At 41.5% G+C, this 25,689-nt stretch carries 22 protein-coding genes and 1 pseudogene; 16 read left to right on the plus strand and 7 right to left on the minus strand.

Going from position 1 to position 25,689, the window contains the following annotated elements:
• Positions 1-112: 112 nt before the first annotated feature.
• On the plus strand, positions 113-1,777 hold the full coding sequence (locus IGI71_RS04205; RefSeq protein WP_010747630.1) for a peptide ABC transporter substrate-binding protein: 1,665 nt from the start codon (positions 113-115) through the stop codon (positions 1,775-1,777).
• Positions 1,778-1,971: 194 nt separating this feature from the next.
• Here the strand turns inward: IGI71_RS04205 and IGI71_RS04210 are convergent, their stop codons facing one another.
• Positions 1,972-2,556, minus strand: a complete 585-nt coding sequence (locus IGI71_RS04210) for a polymer-forming cytoskeletal protein (RefSeq protein ID WP_010747631.1) — start codon at positions 2,554-2,556, stop codon at positions 1,972-1,974.
• Positions 2,557-2,801: 245 nt separating this feature from the next.
• The gene (locus IGI71_RS04215) at positions 2,802-3,611 is read right to left on the minus strand and encodes a MurR/RpiR family transcriptional regulator (RefSeq protein WP_005225327.1); all 810 of its coding nucleotides are present in this window, start codon (positions 3,609-3,611) and stop codon (positions 2,802-2,804) included.
• A gap of 107 nt (positions 3,612-3,718) precedes the next feature.
• Between IGI71_RS04215 and IGI71_RS04220 the strand changes: the two genes are divergently transcribed.
• The 5 genes from IGI71_RS04220 to IGI71_RS04240 all read left to right on the plus strand — a co-directional run bounded on the left by IGI71_RS04220 (position 3,719) and on the right by IGI71_RS04240 (position 9,843).
• Positions 3,719-5,590 carry a beta-glucoside-specific PTS transporter subunit IIABC gene (locus tag IGI71_RS04220; RefSeq protein WP_080646951.1) on the plus strand — a complete coding sequence of 624 codons (1,872 nt, stop codon included), beginning with the start codon at positions 3,719-3,721 and terminating at the stop codon, positions 5,588-5,590.
• Complete coding sequence (locus IGI71_RS04225; protein WP_016610579.1) at positions 5,587-7,029, plus strand: glycoside hydrolase family 1 protein; 1,443 nt, start codon at positions 5,587-5,589, stop codon at positions 7,027-7,029. The genes IGI71_RS04220 and IGI71_RS04225 overlap by 4 nt, the downstream gene beginning before the upstream one ends.
• A 1-nt stretch (position 7,030) precedes the next feature.
• Positions 7,031-8,491: a glycoside hydrolase family 1 protein gene (locus IGI71_RS04230; protein ID WP_010747634.1), complete on the plus strand. Its 1,461-nt coding sequence runs from the start codon at positions 7,031-7,033 to the stop codon at positions 8,489-8,491.
• A 247-nt stretch (positions 8,492-8,738) separates the two neighbouring features.
• Positions 8,739-8,939, plus strand: coding sequence for a cold-shock protein (locus tag IGI71_RS04235; protein ID WP_005225331.1), 201 nt, complete (start codon positions 8,739-8,741; stop codon positions 8,937-8,939).
• 550 nt (positions 8,940-9,489) lie between these two features.
• The gene (locus tag IGI71_RS04240; RefSeq protein ID WP_005225332.1) at positions 9,490-9,843 is read left to right on the plus strand and encodes a nuclear transport factor 2 family protein; all 354 of its coding nucleotides are present in this window, start codon (positions 9,490-9,492) and stop codon (positions 9,841-9,843) included.
• A gap of 450 nt (positions 9,844-10,293) precedes the next feature.
• Here the strand turns inward: IGI71_RS04240 and IGI71_RS04245 are convergent, their stop codons facing one another.
• Positions 10,294-11,694: a metallophosphoesterase gene (locus tag IGI71_RS04245; RefSeq protein ID WP_010747635.1), complete on the minus strand. Its 1,401-nt coding sequence runs from the start codon at positions 11,692-11,694 to the stop codon at positions 10,294-10,296.
• Positions 11,695-12,085: 391 nt separating this feature from the next.
• Between IGI71_RS04245 and IGI71_RS04250 the strand changes: the two genes are divergently transcribed.
• Positions 12,086-13,462: a CHAP domain-containing protein gene (locus tag IGI71_RS04250; protein WP_015509160.1), complete on the plus strand. Its 1,377-nt coding sequence runs from the start codon at positions 12,086-12,088 to the stop codon at positions 13,460-13,462.
• 160 nt (positions 13,463-13,622) lie between these two features.
• Here the strand turns inward: IGI71_RS04250 and IGI71_RS04255 are convergent, their stop codons facing one another.
• The 4 genes from IGI71_RS04255 to IGI71_RS04270 all read right to left on the minus strand — a co-directional run bounded on the left by IGI71_RS04255 (position 13,623) and on the right by IGI71_RS04270 (position 18,961).
• Positions 13,623-15,764, minus strand: a complete 2,142-nt coding sequence (locus IGI71_RS04255) for a HelD family protein (RefSeq protein ID WP_010747637.1) — start codon at positions 15,762-15,764, stop codon at positions 13,623-13,625.
• Between the two features lie 301 nt (positions 15,765-16,065).
• Positions 16,066-17,361 (minus strand): ISL3-like element ISEfa11 family transposase, encoded by a 1,296-nt coding sequence (locus tag IGI71_RS04260; protein WP_016249833.1) that lies wholly within the window; start codon positions 17,359-17,361, stop codon positions 16,066-16,068.
• Between the two features lie 188 nt (positions 17,362-17,549).
• On the minus strand, positions 17,550-18,437 hold the full coding sequence (locus IGI71_RS04265) for an IS3 family transposase (RefSeq protein ID WP_317756472.1): 888 nt from the start codon (positions 18,435-18,437) through the stop codon (positions 17,550-17,552).
• Positions 18,395-18,961 carry a helix-turn-helix domain-containing protein gene (locus IGI71_RS04270; protein WP_016249835.1) on the minus strand — a complete coding sequence of 189 codons (567 nt, stop codon included), beginning with the start codon at positions 18,959-18,961 and terminating at the stop codon, positions 18,395-18,397. Before IGI71_RS04270 ends, IGI71_RS04265 begins: the two co-directional genes overlap by 43 nt.
• A gap of 135 nt (positions 18,962-19,096) precedes the next feature.
• Between IGI71_RS04270 and IGI71_RS04275 the strand changes: the two genes are divergently transcribed.
• The 9 genes and pseudogenes from IGI71_RS04275 to rpmF all read left to right on the plus strand — a co-directional run bounded on the left by IGI71_RS04275 (position 19,097) and on the right by rpmF (position 25,656).
• Positions 19,097-20,134: an NADH:flavin oxidoreductase/NADH oxidase gene (locus IGI71_RS04275; RefSeq protein ID WP_010747640.1), complete on the plus strand. Its 1,038-nt coding sequence runs from the start codon at positions 19,097-19,099 to the stop codon at positions 20,132-20,134.
• A gap of 153 nt (positions 20,135-20,287) precedes the next feature.
• On the plus strand, positions 20,288-20,605 hold the full coding sequence (locus IGI71_RS04280) for a PadR family transcriptional regulator (protein WP_430616183.1): 318 nt from the start codon (positions 20,288-20,290) through the stop codon (positions 20,603-20,605).
• A 6-nt stretch (positions 20,606-20,611) separates the two neighbouring features.
• On the plus strand, positions 20,612-21,445 hold the full coding sequence (locus IGI71_RS04285; RefSeq protein WP_010747641.1) for a hypothetical protein: 834 nt from the start codon (positions 20,612-20,614) through the stop codon (positions 21,443-21,445).
• A gap of 118 nt (positions 21,446-21,563) precedes the next feature.
• Positions 21,564-22,508 carry a tocopherol cyclase family protein gene (locus IGI71_RS04290; protein WP_010747642.1) on the plus strand — a complete coding sequence of 315 codons (945 nt, stop codon included), beginning with the start codon at positions 21,564-21,566 and terminating at the stop codon, positions 22,506-22,508.
• 90 nt (positions 22,509-22,598) lie between these two features.
• Positions 22,599-24,567 (plus strand): annotated as a pseudogene (locus IGI71_RS04295) (prolyl oligopeptidase family serine peptidase).
• A 300-nt stretch (positions 24,568-24,867) separates the two neighbouring features.
• Entirely contained in the window at positions 24,868-25,020 is a 153-nt protein-coding gene (gene rpmG, locus IGI71_RS04300) for a 50S ribosomal protein L33 (RefSeq protein WP_005225339.1), read from the plus strand.
• A 16-nt stretch (positions 25,021-25,036) separates the two neighbouring features.
• Positions 25,037-25,306 (plus strand): 30S ribosomal protein S14, encoded by a 270-nt coding sequence (gene rpsN, locus IGI71_RS04305; RefSeq protein ID WP_005225340.1) that lies wholly within the window; start codon positions 25,037-25,039, stop codon positions 25,304-25,306.
• Between the two features lie 15 nt (positions 25,307-25,321).
• Complete coding sequence (locus IGI71_RS04310) at positions 25,322-25,456, plus strand: putative metal homeostasis protein (RefSeq protein WP_005237325.1); 135 nt, start codon at positions 25,322-25,324, stop codon at positions 25,454-25,456.
• Between the two features lie 29 nt (positions 25,457-25,485).
• The gene (rpmF, locus tag IGI71_RS04315) at positions 25,486-25,656 is read left to right on the plus strand and encodes a 50S ribosomal protein L32 (protein WP_010747645.1); all 171 of its coding nucleotides are present in this window, start codon (positions 25,486-25,488) and stop codon (positions 25,654-25,656) included.
• The last annotated feature ends 33 nt before the right edge of the window (positions 25,657-25,689 follow it).

Genomic DNA, 25,689 nt, shown 5'->3' on the forward strand with positions numbered 1-25,689 from the left:
TAAAATGAGAAAAATAGCTTGCTTTTATAATTAATTTTTATTAAAATCTTATTTACATTCAGAGCTTTGTAATAATTCTGAAAATTTTGGATTTTCATAAGGGGTAGGTAAGATGAAGAAAAAATGGGGATATGGTGTCGTCGCTGTTTGTGGAATCGTATTAGCAGGTTGCTCAACAGGAGGGACATCAAGTACAGGTGAAAGTTCAAGTGGTAGTGGGACAGCAGCTGCCGAACAAATTTTTAATGTTGTGGTTCAACAAGAAATGCCGAGTGCCGATCTATCCTTAGCCACCGATACGATCAGTTTCAGTGCTTTAAATAATGTGTATGAAGGGTTGTACCGCTTAGATGCTGATAGTAAGCCCGAACCAGCAGGTGCCGCCGAATTAGCGGAAGTCAGTGAAGATGGTCTGACCTATAAATTGAAACTACGAGAAGATGCCAAATGGTCAAATGGAGAACCAGTAACGGCAGCGGATTATGTGTTTGGTTGGCAACGCACCGTAAGTGCGGAAACAGGTTCTGAGTATGCGTACTTATTTGCGCCCGTAACCAATGCCGAAGCGATAACAGCAGGTGAAAAAGATGCCTCAGAATTGGGGATCAAAGCAGTCAGTGACTATGAATTAGAAATCACGCTGACGACACCTACGCCATACTTCCAATACTTATTGGCATTTCCATCCTTCTTCCCACAAAGCCAAGCAGTCGTAGAAGACAACGGCGATCAATATGCTTCAACGAGCGACAATGCCGTTTACAATGGACCCTTTGTGTTGGCTGGCTTTGATGGGCCAGGAACCGATACAGAATGGTCATATGAAAAGAACGATCAATATTGGGACAAAGAGACGGTGAAACTTGATACCATCAATGTTAGTGTCGTAAAAGAATCATCGACCTCCTTGAATCTATTCCAAGATGGGCAAGCAGACGACGTCATCTTAACAGGAGAATTGGCACAGCAAATGGCCAATGATGAAGCGTTTGTGTCAGAACCATTAGCCCGTACTTCCTATATCGAGTTGAATCAGCGCGAAGAAGATTCGCCATTCCGCAATGAGGATTTGCGTAAAGCAATCTCTTATGCCATCGATCGTGATGCATTAGTGACATCGATTTTAGGGGACGGTTCATTGGCTTCCACAGGATTGATACCAAAAGGAATGACCTTTAACCCAACTGATAATACTGATTTTGTCGATGAAGCGGAAAGTGTCATTGAATACGATCAAGAAAAGGCCAAAGAACATTGGGAAAAAGCCAAAGAGGCGTTAGGAATCGATTCCTTGAGCTTTGAAATTTTGGCTTCTGATACAGATTCAACCAAAAAGGCCATTGAGTATATTCAAAGTGCGATTCAAGACACGCTGGATGGGGTGAAAGTTAGCCTAAGTCCTGTTCCTTTCTCCGTTCGTTTAGATCGTTCAAACTCAGGTGACTTTGATGTCGTCATGGGTGGTTGGGGAGCTGACTATGCGGATGCTAGCAGCTTTACTGATTTGTTTGTTACCGACAATTCCTACAACCGCGGTCGTTGGACAAGTGAGGCGTACGATGCAGCAGTGAAATCGTCTGCCACGACAAACGCTGGCAATCCAGATGCTCGCTGGCAAGACTTGTTAGATGCAGAGAAAATCATTATGGATCAACAAGGGGTCATCCCTGTGTACCAAAACGTTGAAGCTCATTTACGTGCACCAAAAGTAAAAGGGGTCGTATCACACGGTGCTGGTGCGCAATATGACTACAAGTGGGCAGTTATTGAAGAATAAGCGCCTAAAGAAGAAACTGGTTTTGCGTAAGCAAGCCAGTTTTTTTTCTTGGGCTTTGTTCTTACTTACACAATGTTAGTAATGAGAGCGGATGCAATTGTTTATAAAAAAACAAAAAAAGTTGGCAAGGGATCAACGATTGACTTGCCAACCTCGTTTTTTGTTCATCTATTTCACAGAAATCCAGTGAAAGATTATTCGCTAACTGTTACGTCACCTGTTACAGAAGCGCCATCTTCGTCAAGTGTTGCTGAATCTTGGAATTCTTTTGAAGTGAATGTTACGTTACCTTCAACTTTTGCACCGTTCAATACAAAGCCGTTAGCATTCACTTCAACGTCACCTTTGATTACACCGTGAACGATGTTGAAGTTTTCTGAGTTAACGATCAATTTAGGAACAGTTACTGTGTATTCAGCTGTTACGTTGCGGTCTTCATCTTGTGAGTACAATGCAAATTTACGGTAGATATCAGCAGAGTCGTCACCTTTGTCGTGGAATTCGCCATCAACGGTTACATCGTTATCAAATGTCATGTCGCCAGTTACAGCAACGATCCAGTTACCATCTGCGCTCAATGCTTTTTCGATCACTGAAGTTTGGTCACTGATAGAAGCAGTTGAAACAACGTCATCTGATGATTCAGTTGATGCAGCAGTTGAAGCTGCTGTTGATGATGATGAGCTTGCAGCTGTATCGTTATCTGAACTACATGCAGCTAAAAGAGTGCCTCCCATAAGCAATGATGCAGCGATTAAAGTGATTTTAGTTTTTTTCATGTTTCCTTCTCCTTTGTATTCCCATAGTTTTCTTAAAAACAAAATGATTATACCATACCGAGATGAAGTTTGTGAAACAAAAAACATAAATGAGGAGAAATTTAATAAATAGCAGCCTAGGATTAAAAAAATTTCAAAAAAACTGGGAATAAATGAGTGACGCTTACGAATGAATGAGACATCTCATTCACAAAGAACTCTCCATTATGGAAGAAATGCCCTTCTTCTATAATGGAGGATCATTACTACATGCGCTTTCGATCAGTCAACTGCTTGAACTTCGATACGATCAAATCCATGATGAACTGATACATAAAAGCATGGGTTTGAAAATGGGTTTGATGAGGGAAGATGATTGCTTCTTGGACAAAGGGCAGTTCCGAGATCTGTGGATTAGCGGTGATCACGATGACTTTGGCTTTGGTTCGATCGAAGAAATCTTTTCGTGGTGTTCCATTTCGAATTTGCTGTTTCGTTAGGTAGTCACCGGAGTTGGTAAAAATGATAAACAGCGATTCTTCATCAGCGGTCTTGATGATTTCTTCCTGTACGAGATCGTCTTGGAAGGTCCGAATGAACTTGCCGTTGTATGCTAGTTTGATCTGGAAATCAATAGCAGCTGATTCTGAGAATAAAATTCCAAAAGCAAAGACATTTTTATGGGTCACAATTGCTTGTGCGACCCGTTCGATGGCTGGCAGATCAAGATGATGACGCAGATAATCGATGTCTTGTACAACTGCGTCAAAATAGGAGTCTACGCCCTCTTGCTCTAAGGCAGACAAAATATTCGAACGATAATTCAGGGGATTGTTGAAGCGATTCTCGATAAAGGCAGCGTTGTCTTTTAGATCGCCATAATCATCAAAGCCCAAGGTGCGAGCGAATTTTGAAACGGTTGACTTTGACACATGGCAAAGAGCAGCAAATTCACCAATGCTTAGAGTTTGGATCTGATCATAATGGTTGATCATGGTCAAACCGATATAGTAGTTGGTGGAATCAGTGGGTGCATTATTTAAAAGATTCAATAAACGAATGATTAAGAGGCCCATTTTCTTTCCTTTCTTGTAAGCAGTTTCCAAATTGCGAACTTTCGCAGGTGAGAGAAAAAAATCTGCTATAGTAACGCCATAAAGCGCTTTATAAATCAAACACGGGAGTGAGTCATTTGGCAAAAGATTATTCAAAACTTGCTAGTGAAATTATAGCACAGGTCGGTGGGGAACAAAATATCGTTAGCCTGTATCATTGCATCACTAGATTGCGTTTTAAGTTGAAAGATGTCGAGTTGGCACGAAAAAATAAGGATAAGATTCAGCAGCTTGATGGGGTATTGTCTGTCATTGAAGGAAATGGCCAGTTTCAAGTCGTGATCGGTAATCATGTAGCGGATGTTTTTCAAACGATCATGAGTAAGTATTCGATCCAAAATGCTTTGGAAAGTGATGGGGATGCCGAAGAATCAACAGAAAAACAAGGCAATGTATTTATCCGATTCTTCAATGTATTGTCTGCGATCTTTAATCCAATCATTGTTGCTCTTGCAGGGGCAGGGATGTTGAAAGCTTTGCTAGTTGTTTTTACAACCTATCATTTGATGGATACGGAAGGAAGCACCTATAAAATATTAGCTGCTGCTGGCAATAGTGTCTTTTATTTCTTGCCTTTATTTTTAGCGATCAGTGCAGCGCGGATTTTCAAAGTCAATATGTTTATTGCTTTAGCAATCGTTGGGGCGTTGCTGGAGCCGAATTTTACAGCAATGGTGACGGAAAACGGTGTGACGGTCGATTTCTTTGGCATCCCAGCTGTGTTGATGGGGTATTCGGGTACCGTGATTCCAGCGATCGTTTCGATCTATATCTACTCGCATTTGGAACGACTACTCAAACGGATCATTCCTAAGAGTATCGAGATTTTTGCTCTATCACTAGTAGCTCTTTTGATCATGGTGCCTTTGACCGTTTTGATCATTGGACCGGTCGGTGTAATGCTTGGAGACGGTTTAGGCAATGCCATGAACTTTATCAGCGACAAGAGCGGGCTGTTGGCTGGCTTGTTGATCGGTGGCGGTTGGACATTCTTAGTAATGATCGGGATCCATTGGGGAGTTGTACCGATCATGGTCAATAACCTAGCGGTATATGGCTATGATACGCTGCGCCCGATGATCGCAGCAGCAACATTTGCGAGTGCTGGGGTTGCTTTAGGTGTATTTTTACGCTCTCGCAGAAAAGAAACCAAAGGCCTGGCGCTATCTTCCTTGCTTCCAGCATTGCTTGGCGGAATTACAGAGCCAATCGTCTATGGACTTTCGGTAAAATTTAAAAAGCCGTTGATTGCTCAAACCATCGTTGGTGCCCTTGCTGGTGCGTTTATGGGAATGATGCAAACCAAGGCCATCGTCTATGTTTTCCCAGCATTGACGACATTGCCAGCTTTCTTTGGGGACACCTTTGTGTACTATTTGATCGGCATTGCCTTTGCGTTCTTCGGTACTGCTATTTTGACCTATGTATTAGGATTTGAAGAAACGCTAGAACCTGTTTTAGAAGAAGGTGCAGGGCTGCAAGTGATGACACCAGTTGCTGGTGAAGCGATCACGCTTGATGATGTCAAAGATGAAGTGTTTTCTTCTCGAGCAATGGGGGATGGATTAGCCGTTTATCCATCAGCCGGCGATATTTATGCGCCACTTACTGGTACGGTTGTGACAGTTTTTCCAACTGGACATGCTTTTGGGATCCAATCAGCTGCTGGGACGGAAGTGTTGGTTCATATCGGCTTAGACACGGTTGATTTAGCAAAAGGCGTGTTTGAGATTTCGGTGAAACAAGGGGATCAAGTCGTGAAGGGGCAAAAAATTGGCACCTTTGACTTAGCAAAAATTATTGAAAAAGGATATGATCCGACAACCATGTTGGTCTTTACCAGTGTGATCAAAGAAGATGCATTGACAGTTGTGGATCAAGCGAAAAAAGACGTTACCGCTTTGGTAGCAAATGATTTATTAAAAGGAGCGATTTCATGAGTGTATTTCCAAAAAATTTCCTATGGGGCGGCGCGATCGCCGCAAATCAAGCCGAAGGAGCTTATTTGGAAGGAGGAAAAGGATTAAGTGTAGCCGATATTTTACCAGTTGGTGAAAAACGTATTGAGCAAGTTTCACTGCAGCTTGAAGAGGATAACTTTTATCCGAGCCATGAAGCCATCGACTTTTATCATCGGTACCCAGAAGACATTGAACTGTTTGCGGAAATGGGCTTGAAGTGTTTGCGTACCTCAATTGCTTGGAGTCGCATTTTTCCGAATGGGGATGAAACGGAACCCAATGAAGCAGGTTTACAATTTTATGATGATTTATTTGATGCTTTGAATGAAAAAGGGATCCAACCAGTTGTTACGTTAGCCCACTTTGAGACGCCACTGCATTTGGTGACGAAATATGGTGGTTGGCAAAATCGTGCGCTGATCGATTTTTTTGATCGGTATACAAAAGTGGTTTTTGCACGCTACAAAGGGAAAGTGAAATATTGGATGACTTTCAATGAAATCAACCATACCCATACGATCCCGTTACTCGCAGCAGGTATCGATGTGTTTTCTTTCGAGACTGAAGAAGAAAAATTACAGGCACTTTATCAAGCAAGTCATAATATGTTTGTTGCAAGTGCCAAAGCAGTTCTGAATGGGAAGGCAGTAGATGAAAACAATCAGATTGGCTGTATGCTGTCACTAAGCCCGATTTACCCTGCGACGTGCAACCCGCAAGATGTTTTTGAATCGTATCAACTGCGCCGTCGTTCCTTGTTCTATAGTGATGTGCAATTGCGAGGAGCGTATCCGGAATACTTCGACCGCATCGTGAAGGATAATCATCTGCTGCTGGACATTACAGAAGAAGATCTAGCGATCATTAAAGCGGGGACCTGTGATTATTTAGGCTTTAGTTTTTACCGCAGCTCATTGCATGAAGCAGGCATGAAAATTTTAGGCAATACTGGCGGATTACTAGGGAAAAAGAATCCTTACCTAAAAGAAACTGCTTGGGGATGGCCGATCGATCCACTGGCATTACGCTATGTTTGCAGCGAATTGACTGATCGCTATCAAAAACCATTATTTATCGTTGAAAATGGAATTGGTTTAAAGGATGTTGTCAATGAAGATGGATCGATCGTCGATGAAGAACGGATGGCCTATTTGAAAGACCATGTAGAAGCAATGGCGGAATCGATCAAAGATGGCGCCACGATTCTAGGCTATACATGGTGGGGGCCGATCGATATCGTTTCTGCGGGGACAGGAGAGATGGAAAAACGATACGGCTTTATCTATGTCGATAAGCAAAATGATGGTAGCGGAGATCTTTCCCGCAAGAAAAAAGCTAGTTTTGCGTATTATCAGCAAGTGATCGCCACGAATGGGGAAGCGTTGGCGTACGAATCATTTTTGAAAGGCGGCAAGTAAAATGAAAAGTTATTTTCCAAAAGATTTCCTCTGGGGAGGAGCAACAGCTGCCAACCAAGTTGAAGGAGGTTCTGGAATCGATGGAAAAGGCTTGTCAGTTTCTGATGTTTATCTATTCGACTCCTCAATGCCGAAAGAGCGTTGGACGGACCAATGGCATATGATGACTCATCAGCAAGTTGCAGAAGCACAGGATCCAAACAGCACGAAATACTATCCGAAAAGACAGGGAATCGATTTTTATCATCACTTTAAAGAAGATATTCGTTTATTTGCTGAGATGGGCTTCAAAGCCTATCGGATGTCAATTGCCTGGACACGGATCTTTCCAAAGGGGGATGAGGTAGAGCCAAACGAAGCTGGATTGGCATTTTACGACGCAGTCTTTGATGAGTGTTTGAAGTATGGGATCGAACCAGTGGTATCACTATCCCATTATGAGATGCCTTTGTATTTAGTGACTGAGTATGGAGGATGGCCAAACCGGCAAGTGATCGACTTTTACGTCCGTTTTGCCAAGACGGTGATTGAGCGATACCAAAAGAAAGTCAAATACTGGGTGACTTTTAATGAAATCAATTGTGTCAAACACCATCCATATGTTAGCGTCGGGATTATTGAAGAAGGTCATCCTAATATTGAACAAGACAAGTACCAAGGGGCACACCATCAATTTGTCGCCAGCGCAATCGTGACTGACTATTGCCATCGATTGATTCCCGATGCCAAGGTCGGCTGTATGATCAGCTATCAATTATTAACGCCGTACAGCTGTGATCCGGACGATGTCCAAAAAACAGTCGAAAGTCAACGAACCTCACTCTTTTTCAGTGATGTGCAGGCAAGAGGCTATTATCCAGCATATGCCAACCGCATGTTTGAAGAAAAAGGAGTGGAATTGGTGATCGAACCGGGAGACTTAGAAATCATCCGAGAAAACCCGGTTGATTTTGTTTCCTTTAGTTACTATATGTCCAGCGCAGTCAGCGCGCATCCAGAACGCTTGGAAAGTGCTGTCGGGAATCTGATCACTGGTGGGATTAAAAATCCCTATTTGCCAAGCAGTAAATGGGGCTGGCAGATCGATCCCAAAGGGTTGCGAACAGCATTGAATCAACTCTATGACCGCTACCAAAAACCTTTGTTTATTGCAGAAAACGGTTTGGGAGCAGAAGATGTCGTAAACGAAGATAGCACCATCGATGATTTTTATCGAATCGACTATCTGCGTCAGCATATTGAACAAATCAATGAAGCGTTGCATGATGGCGTCGAGGTCTTTGGCTATACGGCATGGGGCTGTATCGATATCATTAGTGCCTCAACCTCACAAATGTCGAAACGTTATGGCTTTATCTATGTTGACCAAGACGATGAAGGCAATGGCACAAAGAAACGCATCAAGAAAGCGTCATTTGATTGGTACAAAAAAGTAATTGCTTCAAACGGCGCAACTCTTTGATTTTTGATTCTTCCAGATAAAGCAATTGCTAGGCTTAATCATAAGGTTTTTTAACAATTTACCTTTTTATCAAGAAAAAAAGCCAACTTTATTTGCTATTTTATTTTAACCATGCTATGATGAATGGGTAAAGTTCTGATATGTTAATACTTGTTTATCTTTTCTATTGATACACACTTCAATTACACATCATTTTCTATTACAAACAAATAAACACAGTCGATGTGTAATATGGAGGTATACGTTTATGAATAACGGTACAGTAAAATGGTTTAATGCAGATAAAGGTTTTGGATTTATTACAGGTGAAGACGGCAATGATGTATTTGCTCACTTCTCAGCTATCCAAGGCGACGGCTTCAAAACTTTAGAAGAAGGTCAAGCAGTGACTTTCGACGTTGAAGAAGGCCAACGTGGCTTACAAGCAACAAACATCGTTAAAGGTTAATTGACGTTAACAAGCGAGAATCCATTGGGTTCTCGCTTTTTTGTTTTATTTTATATAAATATTGAAATGGATCGGGTTTTGATGATCTGCTATAAGAGAATAGTTGCAGGCTTTGAGGACCTAACATGGTAAATAGTACATCTTTGATTTCACTATTCAACTAGCCCTAAGCGTCGCGGTTTACTTACCCATGATTTCTCATTCGATGATAAGCGTATAAAAAGAAAGAGGGGCTGTATACCGTATTCAATAAATTAATAAAGTGGTTGAATAGGTTTAGTGGTGTTGCTACCATTAAAAGCAATGGTTACTAGTGATTCAAATGGCATGACTCATGTGAATGGAATAAAGAAACAGGTAAAGCGGAACATGCCACGATTCAGGTACCCCGTACTTATACAAGAGTAAACGATGTGAAAGATCGATAATTCTTATTCGTTTCCTCGATATTGTCTTGAATGAATTGGAAAAGTAGAATATATTGGTACAAATTAGCTGCTTTTTTTATTGCGATTGGAACACAGATGATTACATTTCGAGGGGGATTTATATGAAGCCAAAAGAAATACTTTGCCAATGGGTTGATGCGTTTAATCAGGCAGATGTAGAATGTATTTCAGAATTATATGATGAGAATGCAATAAACCATCAGGTTGCCAATGAGCCAGTTATTGGGAAAGAAGCGATCAAGCAGATGTTTGAGCAAGAATTTTCTAACGCAAACATGGTTTGTATCGTTGAGAACATTTTCGAAGATGGACAATGGGCAATTTTAGAGTGGCGTGACCCCTTAGGTTTGAGAGGCTGCGGTTTTTTTCAAATAGTAAATGATAAAATTTTATTTCAAAGAGGCTACTGGGATAAATTATCTTTCTTAAAACAGCACGACTTGCCTATTGAATAAAAGGAATTCCCTTATAGGAATGGTTAGCAGATATGCATGACAGGAAGGTTGATCGCTTTACGTAGAATTCTTAAAGGAGCAACACTGTTTGAAAACAATACCTTTTGTTTAAGTAATGATTAAGAATAAGCTAGTTTACTTCCGTTGGCGCCTTGTTGCGTGGTATAGTTATTGATAAGCGACAAATATTTTTGTACCACACGTTACTTGTTTTGAAGAAATTTATTCAAACCTGGCGTAACTTCAGAGTTACAAGGATACAATAGAGGTTAGGGATTGTATCGTTTAAATGAGAAATAAATAATAGTAGTAATAGTATGCTGCACTTTCAAAGAATAAATATTGACTCGTCAGATAGCCTTCTCGTTTACCCAAACGAGAGGGCTATCGTTCATTAGAAAAGAAAAAGTGTCTTTTTCCTAAAAGAAAGGAAGAAGACACTTTTTGGCTTTATTCTGCTGTGAGGGGGATCGTCAGCTTGCGATCATCGGTTTGATCGTCCAGCATTGAATCGACATATTGCTTCAAAAAGTAAGAATAGGTCGCTAACCACTGATACTCCTCGGAGTCTTTGATAGCAGCTTTTTCTTCGGCTGAGTAAGTATCATTGCCAGTAAAAAGGGCAGTGTTCAGCCTCGTGACAAACGTACAAAGTTTTGTCATCTGGGCATCTGACAGTTCAGACACTGCGGACAATTGGTCACGGACCAGTTGGTCGGTGTCTTTTTCAAAAATACTTTTCTGGTAGTTTTGATAGTTCAGCAACTGTTCATCAGTTTGCTTCGTTTCAGCCGCCCAAGCATCGAGATCAATCTGGCGTGCTTCGTAGTTGATTTCCTTGTCAGAAAGAGAAAGGACGCCGTAGCCTAATTCTGCCGTTGAATAAGACCCAGTGACTGCTTCATAAAGCGAATCATTCCCTTCGTTAATGTCTTGAATGTGGATATGACCAGAGAAAACGGCTGGCACGTTGAAGCGTTCCAACAAAGCGACAGTCTCAGAGGCGTTGTCAAGAACATAACCGTCTTGTAAGAGTTCATTATGACCGAACAAGTTATGGTGCAAGAAGACCAGTGGTACTTGCTCCGCTTCTTTCGTCAGGGTTAATTGCTCCTCCAACCAAGTTAGAGTAGCCGGTTTCAACTCACCATTCGTAGTAGGATCATCCCAATTAACCTCAGAATCGTAGATACATGAATCGAGCAAAAAGAGACGATACTTGTCGTTTAACTGAATGCTGTAGCTAAGGGAAGACTTGTCGATACTGTTGGCTTTTTCGTAACCTTCAGCAAAAATCGTTTGAAAATCCTCAGGACTGATTTGATCTGCGTAGTATTCCTTTTCACCTTTAAATGCTCGCGCCCAACCATTGTAAATCTCGTGGTTGCCAGGTAATGCTAAAACCATAATGTCAGCTTCTTGCAATGGTTCAAGCAATCTTGCCAACTCTTGAGCACTTGCTTTCTCGCCATTGAGCGTCATATCACCGGTCAAAATAATTCCCGTGGGTTTCTCTTTTAAGGCTTGAGCGGTGAAGGCCTCGATCGATTGTTCTTGATACGTCATCTCTTTGCCAGCAGCTCCCTTTGTGAAGGTCTGAAAGGCTGCGCCGTTATCATGGAGCGTGGAGGAAAGAAAATGAATATCACTTAAGAGCCAAAACTCACTGTTGCTCGCCTGTTTCAATGGAGTATCGGCTTCATGCACCTTACGAAATTGAAAGAATAACAGGAAACAGGTGACAAAAAGTGTAAGTAGTGCCAATGGCCAAAACCATTTTTTGTGTGTACGAATCGCGATTCCCTCCTCGCTTGTTTTATTTATTATAGAAAGGAATAGGGATCTTGTCACATAAATGGTCTTTTTTTGAATGATTTCTTGTTTTCACAGTTTTTCTTATTAAAATAATTGTGATCAAGTTATAATCCTTGAATAATTAGCCTTACTTTTGATAAAGATAACATGAGTTGAATTTATTTTAGATGATGAAAATGAAAAGAAAATGCGGTAATTTATTCAGAAACGTTGATTTAACGGTCTTTAATTGTCCTGTTATTTATCGTTGAGATAAAGGGAGTGTTAGATTGAAACATTTTTGTAACATTTCCTTTATCTGTGTGTCATATCATTATGGTAGAATTCATTTGTCGTTAAATCGAACATTAAACTTTCTTAGACAAAATTAAGTTTTTATAAAGGCAGTTCATCTGTCAAATCAACCAGCTAGTCGGAGGAAAAACGAGTGAAGAATAGTTTGTTATCAGCATTAATGGTGTGTTCACTAACATTAACAGCAGTTGCAGCACCTGCATTAGCATTTGCAGATTCCATTGATGATCAAATCGAGCAGCAAGACCAAAAAATCAATTCTCTTAAAGGTCAGCAAGCTGACGCCCAATCACAAATCGATTCTCTAGAAGCAGAAATTGAAACAGTGAGTGCAAAAGTTGCTTCATTAGAAGCGAAACAAGTTGAGTTAGGTCAAGAAGCTGAGAAATTGCAAGACAAAATCGCAACATTGAAATTGCGTATTGCCAAACGTGAAGAAGCAATCCAAAAGCAAGCCCGTGATGTACAAGTTAACGGTCAAAGCACCAATTTCATTGATGCTGTTTTAGAAGCAGATTCTTTAACGGATGTTATCGGTCGCGTACAAGCGATGACAACGATCGTCAATGCAAACAATGATTTAGTTGAACAACAAAAACAAGACAAACAAGATGTTGAAGACAAAGTCAAAGAAAACGAAAGCAAGATCCAAGAAGTTGCTGCGAACCAAGCAGAACTTAGCCAACAAAGAGATGCCATCGCGGCAAAACAAGCTGATTTAAATGTCTTGAAAGCAAACTTAGCAGCAGAACAAGCGACTGCTGAAAAAGACAAAGATGCTTTGAACAAGAAAAAACAAGAAGCGGAAGCTGAAAAAGCCCGTATCTTGAAAGAACAACAAGAAGCTGCTGCTGCTCAAAAAGCAGAAGAAGAAAGACAAGCTGCTGCTTTGAAAGAAGCACAACAAGAAGCTGCTGCTCAATCAACTGAAAGCACGACAGAGAATACAACAGCTTCTACTGAAACAGCAACAAGTAGTTCTTCAAGCAACACAAGTTCAAGCAATACCAGCAGTTCTAACAGCTCAAGTTCATCGAACGCAGGCTCTTCAAACACTGGTTCAAGCAATTCAAGCTCAAGTAACTCAGGTTCAAATTCTGCATCAAACAATAATTCTACCGGAAGTATTTCTACTGGCGGCGGAAAAGATCATTCAAGCTCAGGTAACATGTATGCTTGGGGTCAATGTACTTGGTACGTGAAAAACCGCGCTCCTTGGGTAGGTACTTACTGGGGTAATGGTGCACAATGGGGTGCATCAGCTGCAGCTGATGGATACACTGTCAATGGTACACCAGCAGCCGGTGCCGTTGTAGTCTTTGCCGCTGGTCAATCAGTTGGTGGCGAATGGACTGCTGATCCAACTTATGGACACGTAGCTTATGTTGAATCATACAACCCATCAAACAATACGATTACAATCTCTCAAGGCGGAATGGGCTTTGACAGTCCTGGTGGACCAAACACTGCAACAATGAGCGCATCTGGATATACTTACATCCATCGCTAATCAATTCAAAAGCAAAGCATCAACGCAATCGCGTTGATGCTTTTTTATTTGATCGATAGCTTTCTAAATCAGTCAGATAAGAGAACTATCTAGAGAAGCAAGACAGGGTTCTCTCAAATTTCATCAAGATTCTATAGAAAATAGGAGGTTTCTCGATCTACTAGCAAGGAGGGAGAAATGGCGAAAAGGTTCCTTTTGAAGTTACCACCAGTTCTTCCATTGCACGAGAAATCGCCGTATAGAGAATCCTTCGATCTTGATCGGTATGATAATTTTCTTCTGAGACATCATATAAGAGGACCTGCTTAAATTCCAATCCTTTGGCAAGATGAATCGGTAAAACCGTTCCATGAAATGACACGGCCTGTTTATCGAAGAACTGTTTGAGCTCCTCACTGGATCGACTATCTTTGGTGATGATCGTTACTGGCTGCTTAAGTTCCTTTACTATGTCTACCAAGGCAATATCAGACAGATTGGCATAAAACTGTGGCAACTTTCCTTCTGGTCGAACGGCAGAGATGTTTAAATTGGTTTCTTTTGGTAGAATTTGGGCAAATAACCGCGTGATTGCACCGCTAGAACGATAACTCGTAGTCAGCTGATACGTTTCGAGGAATTTCGCCTGTTGTTGAAATAATGTTTGGATTTCTGATACGGTGATGGCACTTGTAAAGATCGCCTGTTGCTGATCCCCCACGAGGGTAAAAGCGGTCATAGGAAAAAGACATAATAGAAACTGAATTTGTGCTGGCGTATAATCTTGGACTTCATCGATAAACAGATAGCGTAACGCAGGGACAGGTTGTTTTTCGGCGAGCAAATGACGAATCAGCAATAGACAAACGGTATAATCCAAACTATCTGTTGTTTGCGTCAAAGTGATCTGTCCGTGAGTAAAATAGTCGGCACTGTCTGCTAACAATCGTTTTGTATCAAACCAAGTAAGGTCGTTGATTTGTTTGGAAACCGTTGCGTATTTTTTCTTCAGGAGGCGAATGGCTGCTTTCTGAATTGTTTTTTCTGAATCATCCTTTAAAACTGTCCCTAAGAGGGAGCGCTGTTCGTCTTCAGTCAAAGAACGAACTTGGTCGTGAACATTTGCTGCTAAGGCATTTTTTTGCAGTCGTTCCTCCCAAGCGTAAGCCAATTTCTTTTTGACTGCTTGGATGCGATCGCGCAAGGATGCCTGTTTCGGTGTCTCTTGTAAGAAAGTGTCGATCGTTTCTTCAGAAAAAAGGACGACGTTTTTTCTTTTGATTGGTTTAAACTGAAGCACAAGTTCTTCTGGCAGCTGTTTGCTCAAGGATTGAAGAAAGCGACTAAAGTCAGCACTGCGCAAAAGGTCGATTGCTTCACTGGGTGTTTGCTGGATGCGGTCAAAATACGCCTCTTCCGATTCTAAGTCAACACTAGGAAATGCTTGGCAAAACTGGCGCATGGTCAATGTCAATGGATTTTTTTCACCGAGGGAAGGCAGCACTTGCGAAATATAATCAATAAACCGAGAGTTCGGGGAGAGGATCAAGACATTCTCTGCGGTCATCTCTTCACGAAAATGGTACAGCAAAAAGGCGATCCGTTGCATGACAGCAGACGTTTTTCCGCTTCCAGCAACACCGTTGACCAGTAGGTTTTTATGCGCTAAGTCACGGATGATGACGTTTTGTTCGTGTTGGATCGAAGCAGTGATATCTTGCATTTTTTGACTATTATTGGCTTCAAGGGCTGCCAGTAACACTTCATCTTGAATCGCGACTGAGGTATCAAAGGCTTGCTTCATGTGATCTTTTTCGATAATAAATTGTCGGCGATGTTCAAGAGCGGCAGAAATCGTCTGATTGTTCACTTGATAAGAGACCGGGCCCAAGCGTTTGGCATAGAACAATTCGGCAATAGGGGAGCGCCAATCATAGATCAACCCTTCCTTATTTTCATTAACAAAACCATTGATTCCAATGTAAAAATCTTCTATCGTTTCCTCATCTTCAAATTGTAGGGAGATTTTACCAAAGTAGGGACTATCCAGTAGACGGTCGATGGCAGCTAATTCACGTTCAGCAGATTGAAGAGCGGCGTTCATTTGGTCGATCTCACGGTTCTTACTTTCGATGGCAGCAAAAGTATCTAAACGGTCAGCAAAATTATCAAAGTTTAAGCGAATCTCTTCGCCGATGCTTTGCATCGCAAGGCGATCTTTTTTTCTGCCTTCAGTCAAGAAACTGCTCAGCACTGTCTTTCGTGTCAGCAATTGCTGGTACGTGTCTGCGAGATGCTTCTTTTCAGCCTTTAGGTCGTTCATTCAGACTCACATCCATTCTCCAAAGTATCTAAATTATACGAGCATCCACCAAAAATACTAGTCTATTTTTTTGACTCTGGATGCGGTATAATAATAGTGGGAAGAGGCAGCTGATTGTTCCAATGTCATGGGAGCAAGCAGAATGCGTCTATTTTTTTGTTTTAAAAATGGGAAAAAGGGTCATTGCTTTGTAGTGACCCCAAAAAGTTAGACTTTTATGGCTCTTTGTCAATAAGGACTGATGAGTTGTGCAAAATCAAATCTGGGTCAGAATGAACCAGATTCTGGCTCAGATTTTTTGTTATCTTACATTGATTAATTGATTGATCAAAAAGATTCTAATTCTCATGTTCTCGAATGATTTAAATCCGTAGGATACTCGTTTCATTGTCTTTATGTGGGTATTCTTCGCTTCTATTTTTCCATTGGAATAAGGATAGATCATTGCGTTGGTGATGCCTTCTTCATAGGTCAGAAGGTTTTGAAGCTTTTCCCGAAAGCCGTCATCTAACGTTTCGGGAAGTTCTGCCAATAAGGAGAAAAATAAGTCAGGGTCTTTGTCTCGAAAGGCTTCAACTAATTCATGAAAAAAGCGATACGCCTCCTTTAGGGGCGGAGAAAACTCAAGCAATCGATCAATCATCATTGCTTCAGTAAGAAATGGGTATTTTGGTGCTCGGAAACTTTTCCATGTTTTGTATTCATAATGGTTGATGTTTGCACGATTTTTTAGCAAAAAGCGCCAGTTCTTTTTCAGTTTTTCTGCCTGGCTTTTCTGTCCGGCTTTACGAAGTTCATTCATTTCACGGATACGCAACTCATTGAACGCTTGATTCATGTGTTTGACAATATGAAACCGATCAATCACGACTTTCGCATTTGGCAGAACACGTTTGGTGAGCTGGAAGTAGGCGGCGTTCATGTCTGTCACCAAGAATTCTACTTCTTCTGGATTGGTACAACCTAAGAAATAGCTTGTTAATCGAGGTAATTTACGCGTAGGCAAAACATCTATTAATTTTCCTGTTTCGCCATCTGCACAAATAAAGCTCATTTTATCTTCTATGGAAGCATGCGAACGAAATTCATCAACCATCAATACTCTTGGGAGAATCTTCTTAGATTGCTTTGGTAAATAGCTTTTAAACTCTTTCAATGTACGAATAACGGTGGTCAAAGATACCTGACAGCTTTTCGCAATAAAAGATAAAGATACTTTTTCAGTCAGTAAAGAAGCAATTTTATATCTAACATGATTTGCGATTGAATGTCTGGGTTGGACAAAATAACTTTGAGCAGTCCAATGGGTGCGACAGTTTTTACAGGTATAGCGCTGCTTTTTTAGGCGCATAACCAAAGGCATATGATTGTATTGTTCAAAACGGACAATTGTTTCCTTCTTCCCATTTTTCACTATAATTGCTTTCCCGTTTCCATCTACCACAGTAGAACCACAACTTCTACAAGCACGAGGAGTAGGCGAGAGAACAGCATCGACGACCAACGTCTTTTTCTTCTGAAGGGTCTCGTAAGAGACCTCTGTAATCATCAAATCTTTCTCTATTATTCTCAGCATTTTTTTGATAGAATCATTCATATAGCATATCGTCCTCTCAGTTGTTTATTTTGTGGTGATTTAATCATACTAGAGAACGATATGTTTTTTAATACCTAAAATGAAAATGGGGCTGAAGAATCAATTCTGATTCATCAGTCCCATAAATTATAGAGCCACTTTTATGGAGTGGAGAAATCCACTCCTTTTTTGTACGATAAGATTAACTGTTAGACAGCTGTTTTTACAGCTTCTCGAAACTGAACCGGACTTCGCCAATTTAATTTCTTTTTGATGCGTTTATGGTTGTAATAATAGATATATTGGTCAATTTTTGTTTTCAATTCATCTAAACTCCGATAGACTTCTCCATGAAAAATCTCTTGCTTTAATAAACCAAAGAAGTTTTCCATAGGTGAGTTATCTAAACAATTCCCTTTACGAGACATACTCTGGAAGATTTTATGCTGCTTCAATTTATTCTTATAAGCATTCATTTGATAGGCCCATCCTTGATCTGAATGGAAGGTTCTACGAAATGGACAATCATTTGTCATCTGGATTGCTTCTTCTAATCCTTCCATTATGGCTAGTGCGTTTGGTTTTTCAGAAATCCGATAAGATAGAATTTCACTATTGTAGAAATCCATGAAAGGATCTAAATACAGCTTTTTCTGACGAACGACACCTGTGGTGTCTACTTCATAATACTTAAACTCTGTGGTATCAGTTGTAATTTTTTGGTGACAGATATTTGTATAAAACCGACGATGAATACGATTTTTGGCGACAGTGCCAACCTTCCCACGATAAGAATTGTACCGTCGAGATTTTCGAGTGTAAGACTTTACTTCGATACCTAGTTTTTTTATCAGACGTTGAATCTTCTTTTTATTGACATGAATCCCTTGATTCTCTAATTCTTTTTTTAGTCGCAGACAGCCATAGTCTTTATGCTCTTTGCGAATTTCAAGCATTTTTTCTTCAATTTCTTGGTCTGGGTTTGGTCTGTCAAACCGTTTCTGCCAATACATATAGGTTGCTTTAGGAAATTTCAATGTTTCAAGAAGCTCAACTAGTTTGAATGATCCTCGGAGGCTGGCGATGATTCGTGCGATTGATTCTTGCGTCTTTGCTGGGCTTCCTGTTTTCGCAGCTTCCTCAACTCTTTTAAAAAGGCATTCTCAATTTGAAGGGATCGGACTTGCTTTTCTAATGCCTTGATACGATCGCGTTCTTCAGTTGTTGTATTTTCTTTTTTGTTTTCTTTTTTTCTAGTCAAAGTAAGTGGTCGCCCTTTCTCTTTTGAGAGCCCCTCAATACCTGCTTCTCTGAAATTACGCATCCAATTGGCAATAAGCGCAGGGTTGTTCATTTCTAAAGTGCTAGCAACTTCTCGATAGGACATCTCACTTGTTTGATATAACTCTAGCGCATTTAACTTAAATTGAACAGAATATTTCTGATTTTGATGCTTTCTCAATAGACCTTCCTCTCCGTATTCACGATAGGCATTCACCCAATTACTTACTTGAGACTTGCTTGAAATACCGTATTTGTTGGCAAGATACCGATATCCGCCCACGCCACTAAGATATTCTTTAACGATTTTTAGTTTTAATTCAAAAGGATATTTTGCCATACAAATAACGACCCCCAAAAGTTAGATTTTTTTGGTCTAACTTTTGGGGGTCGCTTCACTTGTGTTTTTGAAGGGGCTGTTTATACTGAATATAGAGAAAAATACAAAGCGAAAAATCGTTGAGGGAGTGTCAGCATGTCCAAATTATTGTCACCAGTGAAGCTAGCGAATTTAGCATTGGCCAACCGCGTCGTTATGTCGCCGATGTGTATGTATGAAGTAAAAAAAGAAGACGGTGTTGCGGAACCCTTTCATTTTGTTCACTATGGGGCACGAGCATTAAGCAAAGTCGGCTTGATCATTATTGAAGCGACTGCCGTTGAACCAGACGGACGAATCACAAACAATGATCTAGGGCTATGGAATGAAGAACAGCAAACAGAGCTGACGAAATTGGTGGAACTGCTGCATGGGTTCGATGCGCAAGTAGGCATCCAACTAAGTCATGCAGGACGAAAAGCAGTTGATGCCAGCAATCCTTTGGCACCAAGTGCCGTTGCCTTTAACGAACGCTACCCGTTACCGTCAGAAATGACCCTGTCGGAAATCAAACGGGTGCAAGATAGTTTTGTTCAGGCTGCCCAACGAGCAGCCAAAGCGGGTGTCACGATGATCGAACTTCATGGGGCTCATGGCTACTTGATGGATCAATTTCTTTCCCCTTTCGTCAATCAACGCACCGACCAGTATGGTGGTTCCTTAGAGAATCGGTATCGCTTTGTAAAAGAAACGGTACAAGCAGTTCGAGCAGTCTTTTCTGGGTCCTTGTGGATGCGCTTGTCACTGACAGACTATGAAGAACCAGGACGCCAAAATTCGTTGGAAGATTGGCAGCAAGTAGCCCAATGGCTTCAAGCAGATGGCATTGATTGTCTTGACTGTTCCACAGGCGGTGTGGTGGATAAAAAGCCTAATATTCCGATCTATGATGGCTACCAAGTGCCCTTTGCTGCAGCTATCAAGCAAGTGGTCGATATTCCCGTAGCAGCAGTCGGTTTATTGGATAATCCTGATCTTTGCGAATATCTTTTGCAAACCAATCAAGTGGATTTGGTTTTACAAGGCCGCGCATTGATCAGAAATGTCAACTGGTTGGCAGATGCAGCGGCTAAACTCCACGATAAGTCTTTTCAAGCGTACAATGATTCCTATCAACGCGGGGTGAAGCGTTGAATCATCTGATAAAATTCTCCTAGAAGAAAATTCTTCTTAGGAGATTTTTTTTATTCTACTAGTATGCTTTACAAACTAGTGACAAACACGTATACTAGGTACAACACTAGTTTGTATAACATACTAGATAAAGGGAACCAAAGGAGGGAAATCGTGAAAGAGACGCAATTGCTAAAAGGGGTTTTGGAAGGGTGTGTTTTGCAAGTGATTGCTCAAAAAGAGATTTATGGTTATGAACTGGTACAGGAACTGAAGCAAAGAGGCTTTGAAACGATCGTTGGCGGCACGATCTATCCTTTGCTGCAGAAGTTGGAAAAACAAGAACTTATTACCTCTGAGATGAAAAAATCACCTGAAGGACCTGATCGCAAGTATTTCTCGATCACCCCTAAAGGCATAGACTATTTGGCACAATTTAGAGAACAATGGACGAACCTAATGAAGAAAGTCGATGGATTATTTAAGGAGTGAGGAAACATGGCAAATAAACAAGAGACGTCCTATTGGCGAGAGCAAACCAATCTGATCGAGCAACAATTCAATGAGAAAAATCGCCAATTTTTTGATGATTTTCGAAGCTACCTCTTACTTTCCAGCCTTTTTTACGATGAGCATAAAGTCACAGAGCAGGTATACGCGATTGCAATGGATTTATTAGAAGCACAAACTCATGGGGAAGAGGCGCAACACTATTTTGGCAATGATCCGAAAGGGGTAGCAGATGAACTATTGGCAAACACGCCAAAGAGTAATCTCAAAGAGCGTCTCAAATTGGCGTATCTAGCGGTTGGCATCAGTTGGGGGATCAAGTTTATAGCTGATTTTACAAATCAAGGACCACTGGTCCTTAACCTGCTGGATTATCTTTTGACAGGATTGGTAACTGTGGTAGCGGTCATCGGGATTTTTGCGATCATCAGCAAAACCATCTATCAAAAGAAGGGCACAAGCAAGGTGATTCGTTTCGGCTCCCTTTGGCTCGTTGTGAGTGGCTGGATTGGTCTTTCACTGTTGATCAATCTGCTGACCCCAAACTGGTGGCTCCTGACGATCGCATTTCCTTTTGATGTAGTATTGGTTGGCAGTTTGCTGGTAGCGGCGATCGTTTTTGTTGTATCACGCAAAGAAAAAGCTTTTTATCCGATCGTTTTTCTACTGGGGGTATTTGTGTTGCTTGGTTGCCTGCAAAAAGCCATGGCATTTTATCACATTGGGGATCCATCGTGGATGACCGGCGGACTTTTGACACTGCTCGTTGTAGGGTTTCTTATTTTTCTCTGGTGGACCCGTCGAGTGATGAAAAAGCAATAAGCAAAGCCAGAAACAAGTGTGTTGCTTGTTTCTGGCTTTTTTACATGGACAAAAGCATTATCCTGAGGAATCTTTCTGCTTCATGCTACACTTAAAAAAGAAACGGAGGGAAATCAAGATGTTGACAACAGATCGGTTCTTTCACGGCCACGACAAGCAGACCGCTTTTTTTGAAGGCTGGTACCATAAGCACCAAATTGGTGAAGAAGTCTATGCTTTTATTCCTGGTCTTTCGATTCAAGAAGACGGTACCAAAGAAGTGTTCATTCAAGTGATCAATCATGAGGGCGCGCATTACTTCTCCTTTCCAGAAACTGATTTTCAGGTTTCAGAAGAGGAGCGAAAAGTAACGATTGGTGACAATATCTTTAGTGAAGCAGGCATTCAAGTTTCTTTAAAAAATAACGATCTCCAAGTACAAGGAGCAGTAAAATACAACGACCACAAACCGATTCAGCGGACACGTTATGCGCCGAGTATCATGGGGCCTTTTTCGTATCTGTCATTTATGGAATGCTACCACGGTGTCTTGAGCATGAGTCATACCTTAGAAGGTACGCTGTACTGGAACGAAGAACCAATCGATTTTACGAACGGGATCGGTTATTTGGAAAAAGACTGGGGAACCTCCTTTCCAGCAGCTTATATTTGGGTTCAGTGCAATAGCTTTGATGCGCCAGATGTTCGGTTCTTTTTCTCCGCAGCCGACATTCCCTTTGCTGGTTTTGCTTTTTTGGGAACGATTTGTGTTCTGCAAGTCGGCAGCCAAGAATATCGTTTTGCTACTTATCATGGTGCAAAGATTCATGATGTCAAACGTACGGAAGACCGTTTAGTGATCCATCTCAAACAAAAACAGTGGCTGCTGACGATCGAAGTGTTGACGAAAGAAGGCCATTCGTTGTTAGCACCTTCTATTGGGCAAATGAATCGGATCATTCGCGAAAGCGCCAGTACGGAAATTGCCTTGACCCTTTTAGAAAATGGGCAGGAGATCTTGCGGCAGACGGGAACGTTGGCTGGTTTTGAAGAAGTAGCGAATCTGCGAGGATTTCACTATTAAAAAAAGGCGGGAAAAAAGCAGAAAAATTCGTTTCTTTTGATATACTAGTAGATAGTTACTGCGAAAACACGTATCTTTGGAGGGAAACGGATGGAAAAAATAACGAATGAGACACTGTTTAAACTGAAAACGATTGCGCAGCCTGCAGTGGGGCAAAATCAGGTTTTTTACTTGGAAACGGCAGTCAACCAAGAGACCAATACGTATGATTCAGCGATTTATAGTATTGACCCAAAGACCAACGAACGGCGTGAGTGGGGCATCGAAGCGACGGCCCACAACAACCTAAAGGTCTCGCCAGATGAGCAATGGCTCAGTTTTGTGACGACCGATCCAAAGAAAGGTGAAAGTACGTTATGGACGATGCCAGTGTCCGGCGGCAAGCCCCAAGCACTTGTCACTGAGAAGGGTCTTTTGGAAGCAAGACGCAACGGCGGTCTATTATAAGCTAGCACAAGAAGAGCCGGTCTCAGAGAATCAAGACGACACAGAAAAGACGGACAAGCAAAAGGAATTTCCAGAAGTAAAAGCTACTACGAAAGTCAATTATTTGGCGGATGGCGTCGGCTTTTTAAAAGAAAAAAAACATTCAATCATCAAAAAAACGATCGCGACACAAGAAACGGAACTGATTTTTGAGCATGATTCTCCCTTTGTTTTTTCTGGCATCGCGGATGATCAGAAGACGTTGTTCCTCACCTTTGACAAAGAGGAAGAAGATGAATGGGACTATGGCTCGAAGGTTTGTCTCCTTGATAGCCAGACGAAAAAGACAGAAAGTTTAGAAAACATTCTGCCAGAAGGAACCTACACTTTTGCTGCTGCGCGCAATGATCAGCTATTACTATTAGGCAATGATCTCTCTTACGGATTTGTGACCTTGGATGATTTGTTTTTGATCGACTTAAAAACGAAAGCAGTCAAGAATCTTTCCAAGGAGTTAGATGTTGCCTTTGGCAATGCGATCATCAGTGATTTTCAACAAAAAAATCGTGGCGTAGCGATCACCTGGTTGACGGATGACACATTCCTTGTACCCGTAACGGAACATGGCAAGCTACAATTGTACCGTGCCACGATCCAAGGAGAATGGACCAAACTGCTTGATGAAAAAATGGATATCCTCGATGCGGCGATCTATTCAGAAGCCAAACTTGCTGTTGCTTATGCGACGCCAACGATCCCTAGTCGCTTAGCCTTGATTGACTTAACAAGTGGCGAAGTAACCGATCTCTATGATCCCAACCAAGCAGTTATGTCACAGTTAGCGATCAGTAAACCCGAAGCGTTTTGGTACGAAGGAGCAGATGGTTGGCAAATTCAAGGCTGGTATTTACCCCCGACCGAAACAAAGGAGAATCATCCAGCGATTTTGTACATTCATGACGGTCCGCAAGTTTGCTATGGGGAAACATTTTTCCATGAGATGCAAGTCCATGCCGCTAATGGCTATGGGGTCATCTTGTTGAACCCTCGTGGCGGGCAAGGATACGGTCAGGCGTTTGTCAAATCGATTTTAGGCGATTATGGCAATAAAGATTATCAAGACTTGCTGTTGGGGGTGGATGCCGTGTTGGCAAACCATCCAGAAATCGATACGAACACCATTCACGTGGCTGGCGGCAGTTATGGCGGCTTTATGACCAACTGGATCGTTGGCCATACCGATCGTTTTTGTGCGGCCGTTACGCAACGCTCGATCTCAAATTGGATCAGCTTTTATGGGACGAGCGACATTGGACCAGCTTTTGTCAAATTCCAATTGTTGCGGGAACTTGATGAGACCGAAGGACTTTGGAAGATGTCGCCTTTGGCCTATGCCAGCCAAGTCAAGACACCTACGCTAGTCCTCCATGGGGAAAATGATTTGCGATGTCCGCAAGAACAAGGACAGCAGTTTTACATGGCATTGCAACGTCAAGGCGTCAATACGAAGCTGATGCTGTTTCCTCAATCCTCTCATGGTTTGTCGCGCAATGGCTTACCGAACCTGCGGATAGAACGCTTGCAGGCGATTAGTGAATGGCTTGCATCACATGAGAACCAATCAGTAAATTAACCGAATGAAATCACCTGACAAAGAATCACGACTTGGGCTGCTTGAAAAGACCGACCAGTGATTACTTAAAGATCAGGTGATTTTTTTGCGGGATCAAAAGCTACAGGGTCCTGATATCTTGCCGTCAATGACAGTGACGGTTGAAAACAAATTCATATGACGTTTTCTTCACGTGTTAAATAACAAAAAGAAGAAATAGTTTTGCTTGCTTCCTGTGTTTTAGTGTGATATGATACAAAACGTAATCGTTACACTTTAAGTGTTCTTTTGGTGTGACGCAAGAGAAAGGAGCTGGTTATTATGAGAAACAATATTATTTTGGCATGTGTGGAGACAGGGGAAAGACTTTATTTGACCAATAAGAACCAGCGCAATACGCCGGAACGTTTAGAATTAAAAAAATATTCACCAAAGTTGCGGCGCAGAGCGATTTTTCGTGAAATCAAGAAATAGGAAGGAAAATAACTGAATGGCAAAAAAATCAAAAATTGCAAAATACAACAAACAAGTACAACTCATCGAACAATACCGAGCAGTACGTCAAGAACTAAAAGCACAAGGAGATACCCAAGCATTGGCCAAACTACCGAAGGATTCGAATCCGACTCGTTTGAAGAAACGGGATATGATCGATGGACGTCCGCGCGGCTACATGAATAAATTCGGCATGTCACGGATCAATTTCCGTAAGCATGCACATCTCGGAGAAATTCCCGGAGTTACAAAAGCAAGCTGGTAAAAGAAAGGAGTCAATATGGAAAAAACGGACTTGTCTAGTGCGTATCGACGTTTAAAGAGCCCGAACATCAAAACAAGGAAACGCGCATTAAAGATCATTCATGAATTTAAGCGAAATAAACGAAAAAATGCATTGCAGCTGCGTGCATAATGAGAAAGTGAAAGAAAGTTGGAAATGACATGGCAGTACCTGCAAGAAAAACATCAAAAGCAAAAAAGAATAAGCGCCGGACCCACTATGGCGTCAAAGCACCAGCGATTTCGTTTGATGGGACAACAGGAACCTTAAAGCGCAGCCACCATGTATCATTAGCAGAATATAAAGCGCAGCACCCGATCGAAAAGAATTAACGCCGTCTTATGACGCCGTCCAGAAAGCAGGGG

It is taken from the genome of Enterococcus sp. DIV1279b (assembly GCF_050531515.1).
In the GTDB taxonomy this organism is placed as follows: Bacteria; Bacillota; Bacilli; order Lactobacillales; family Enterococcaceae; genus Enterococcus_D; species Enterococcus_D casseliflavus.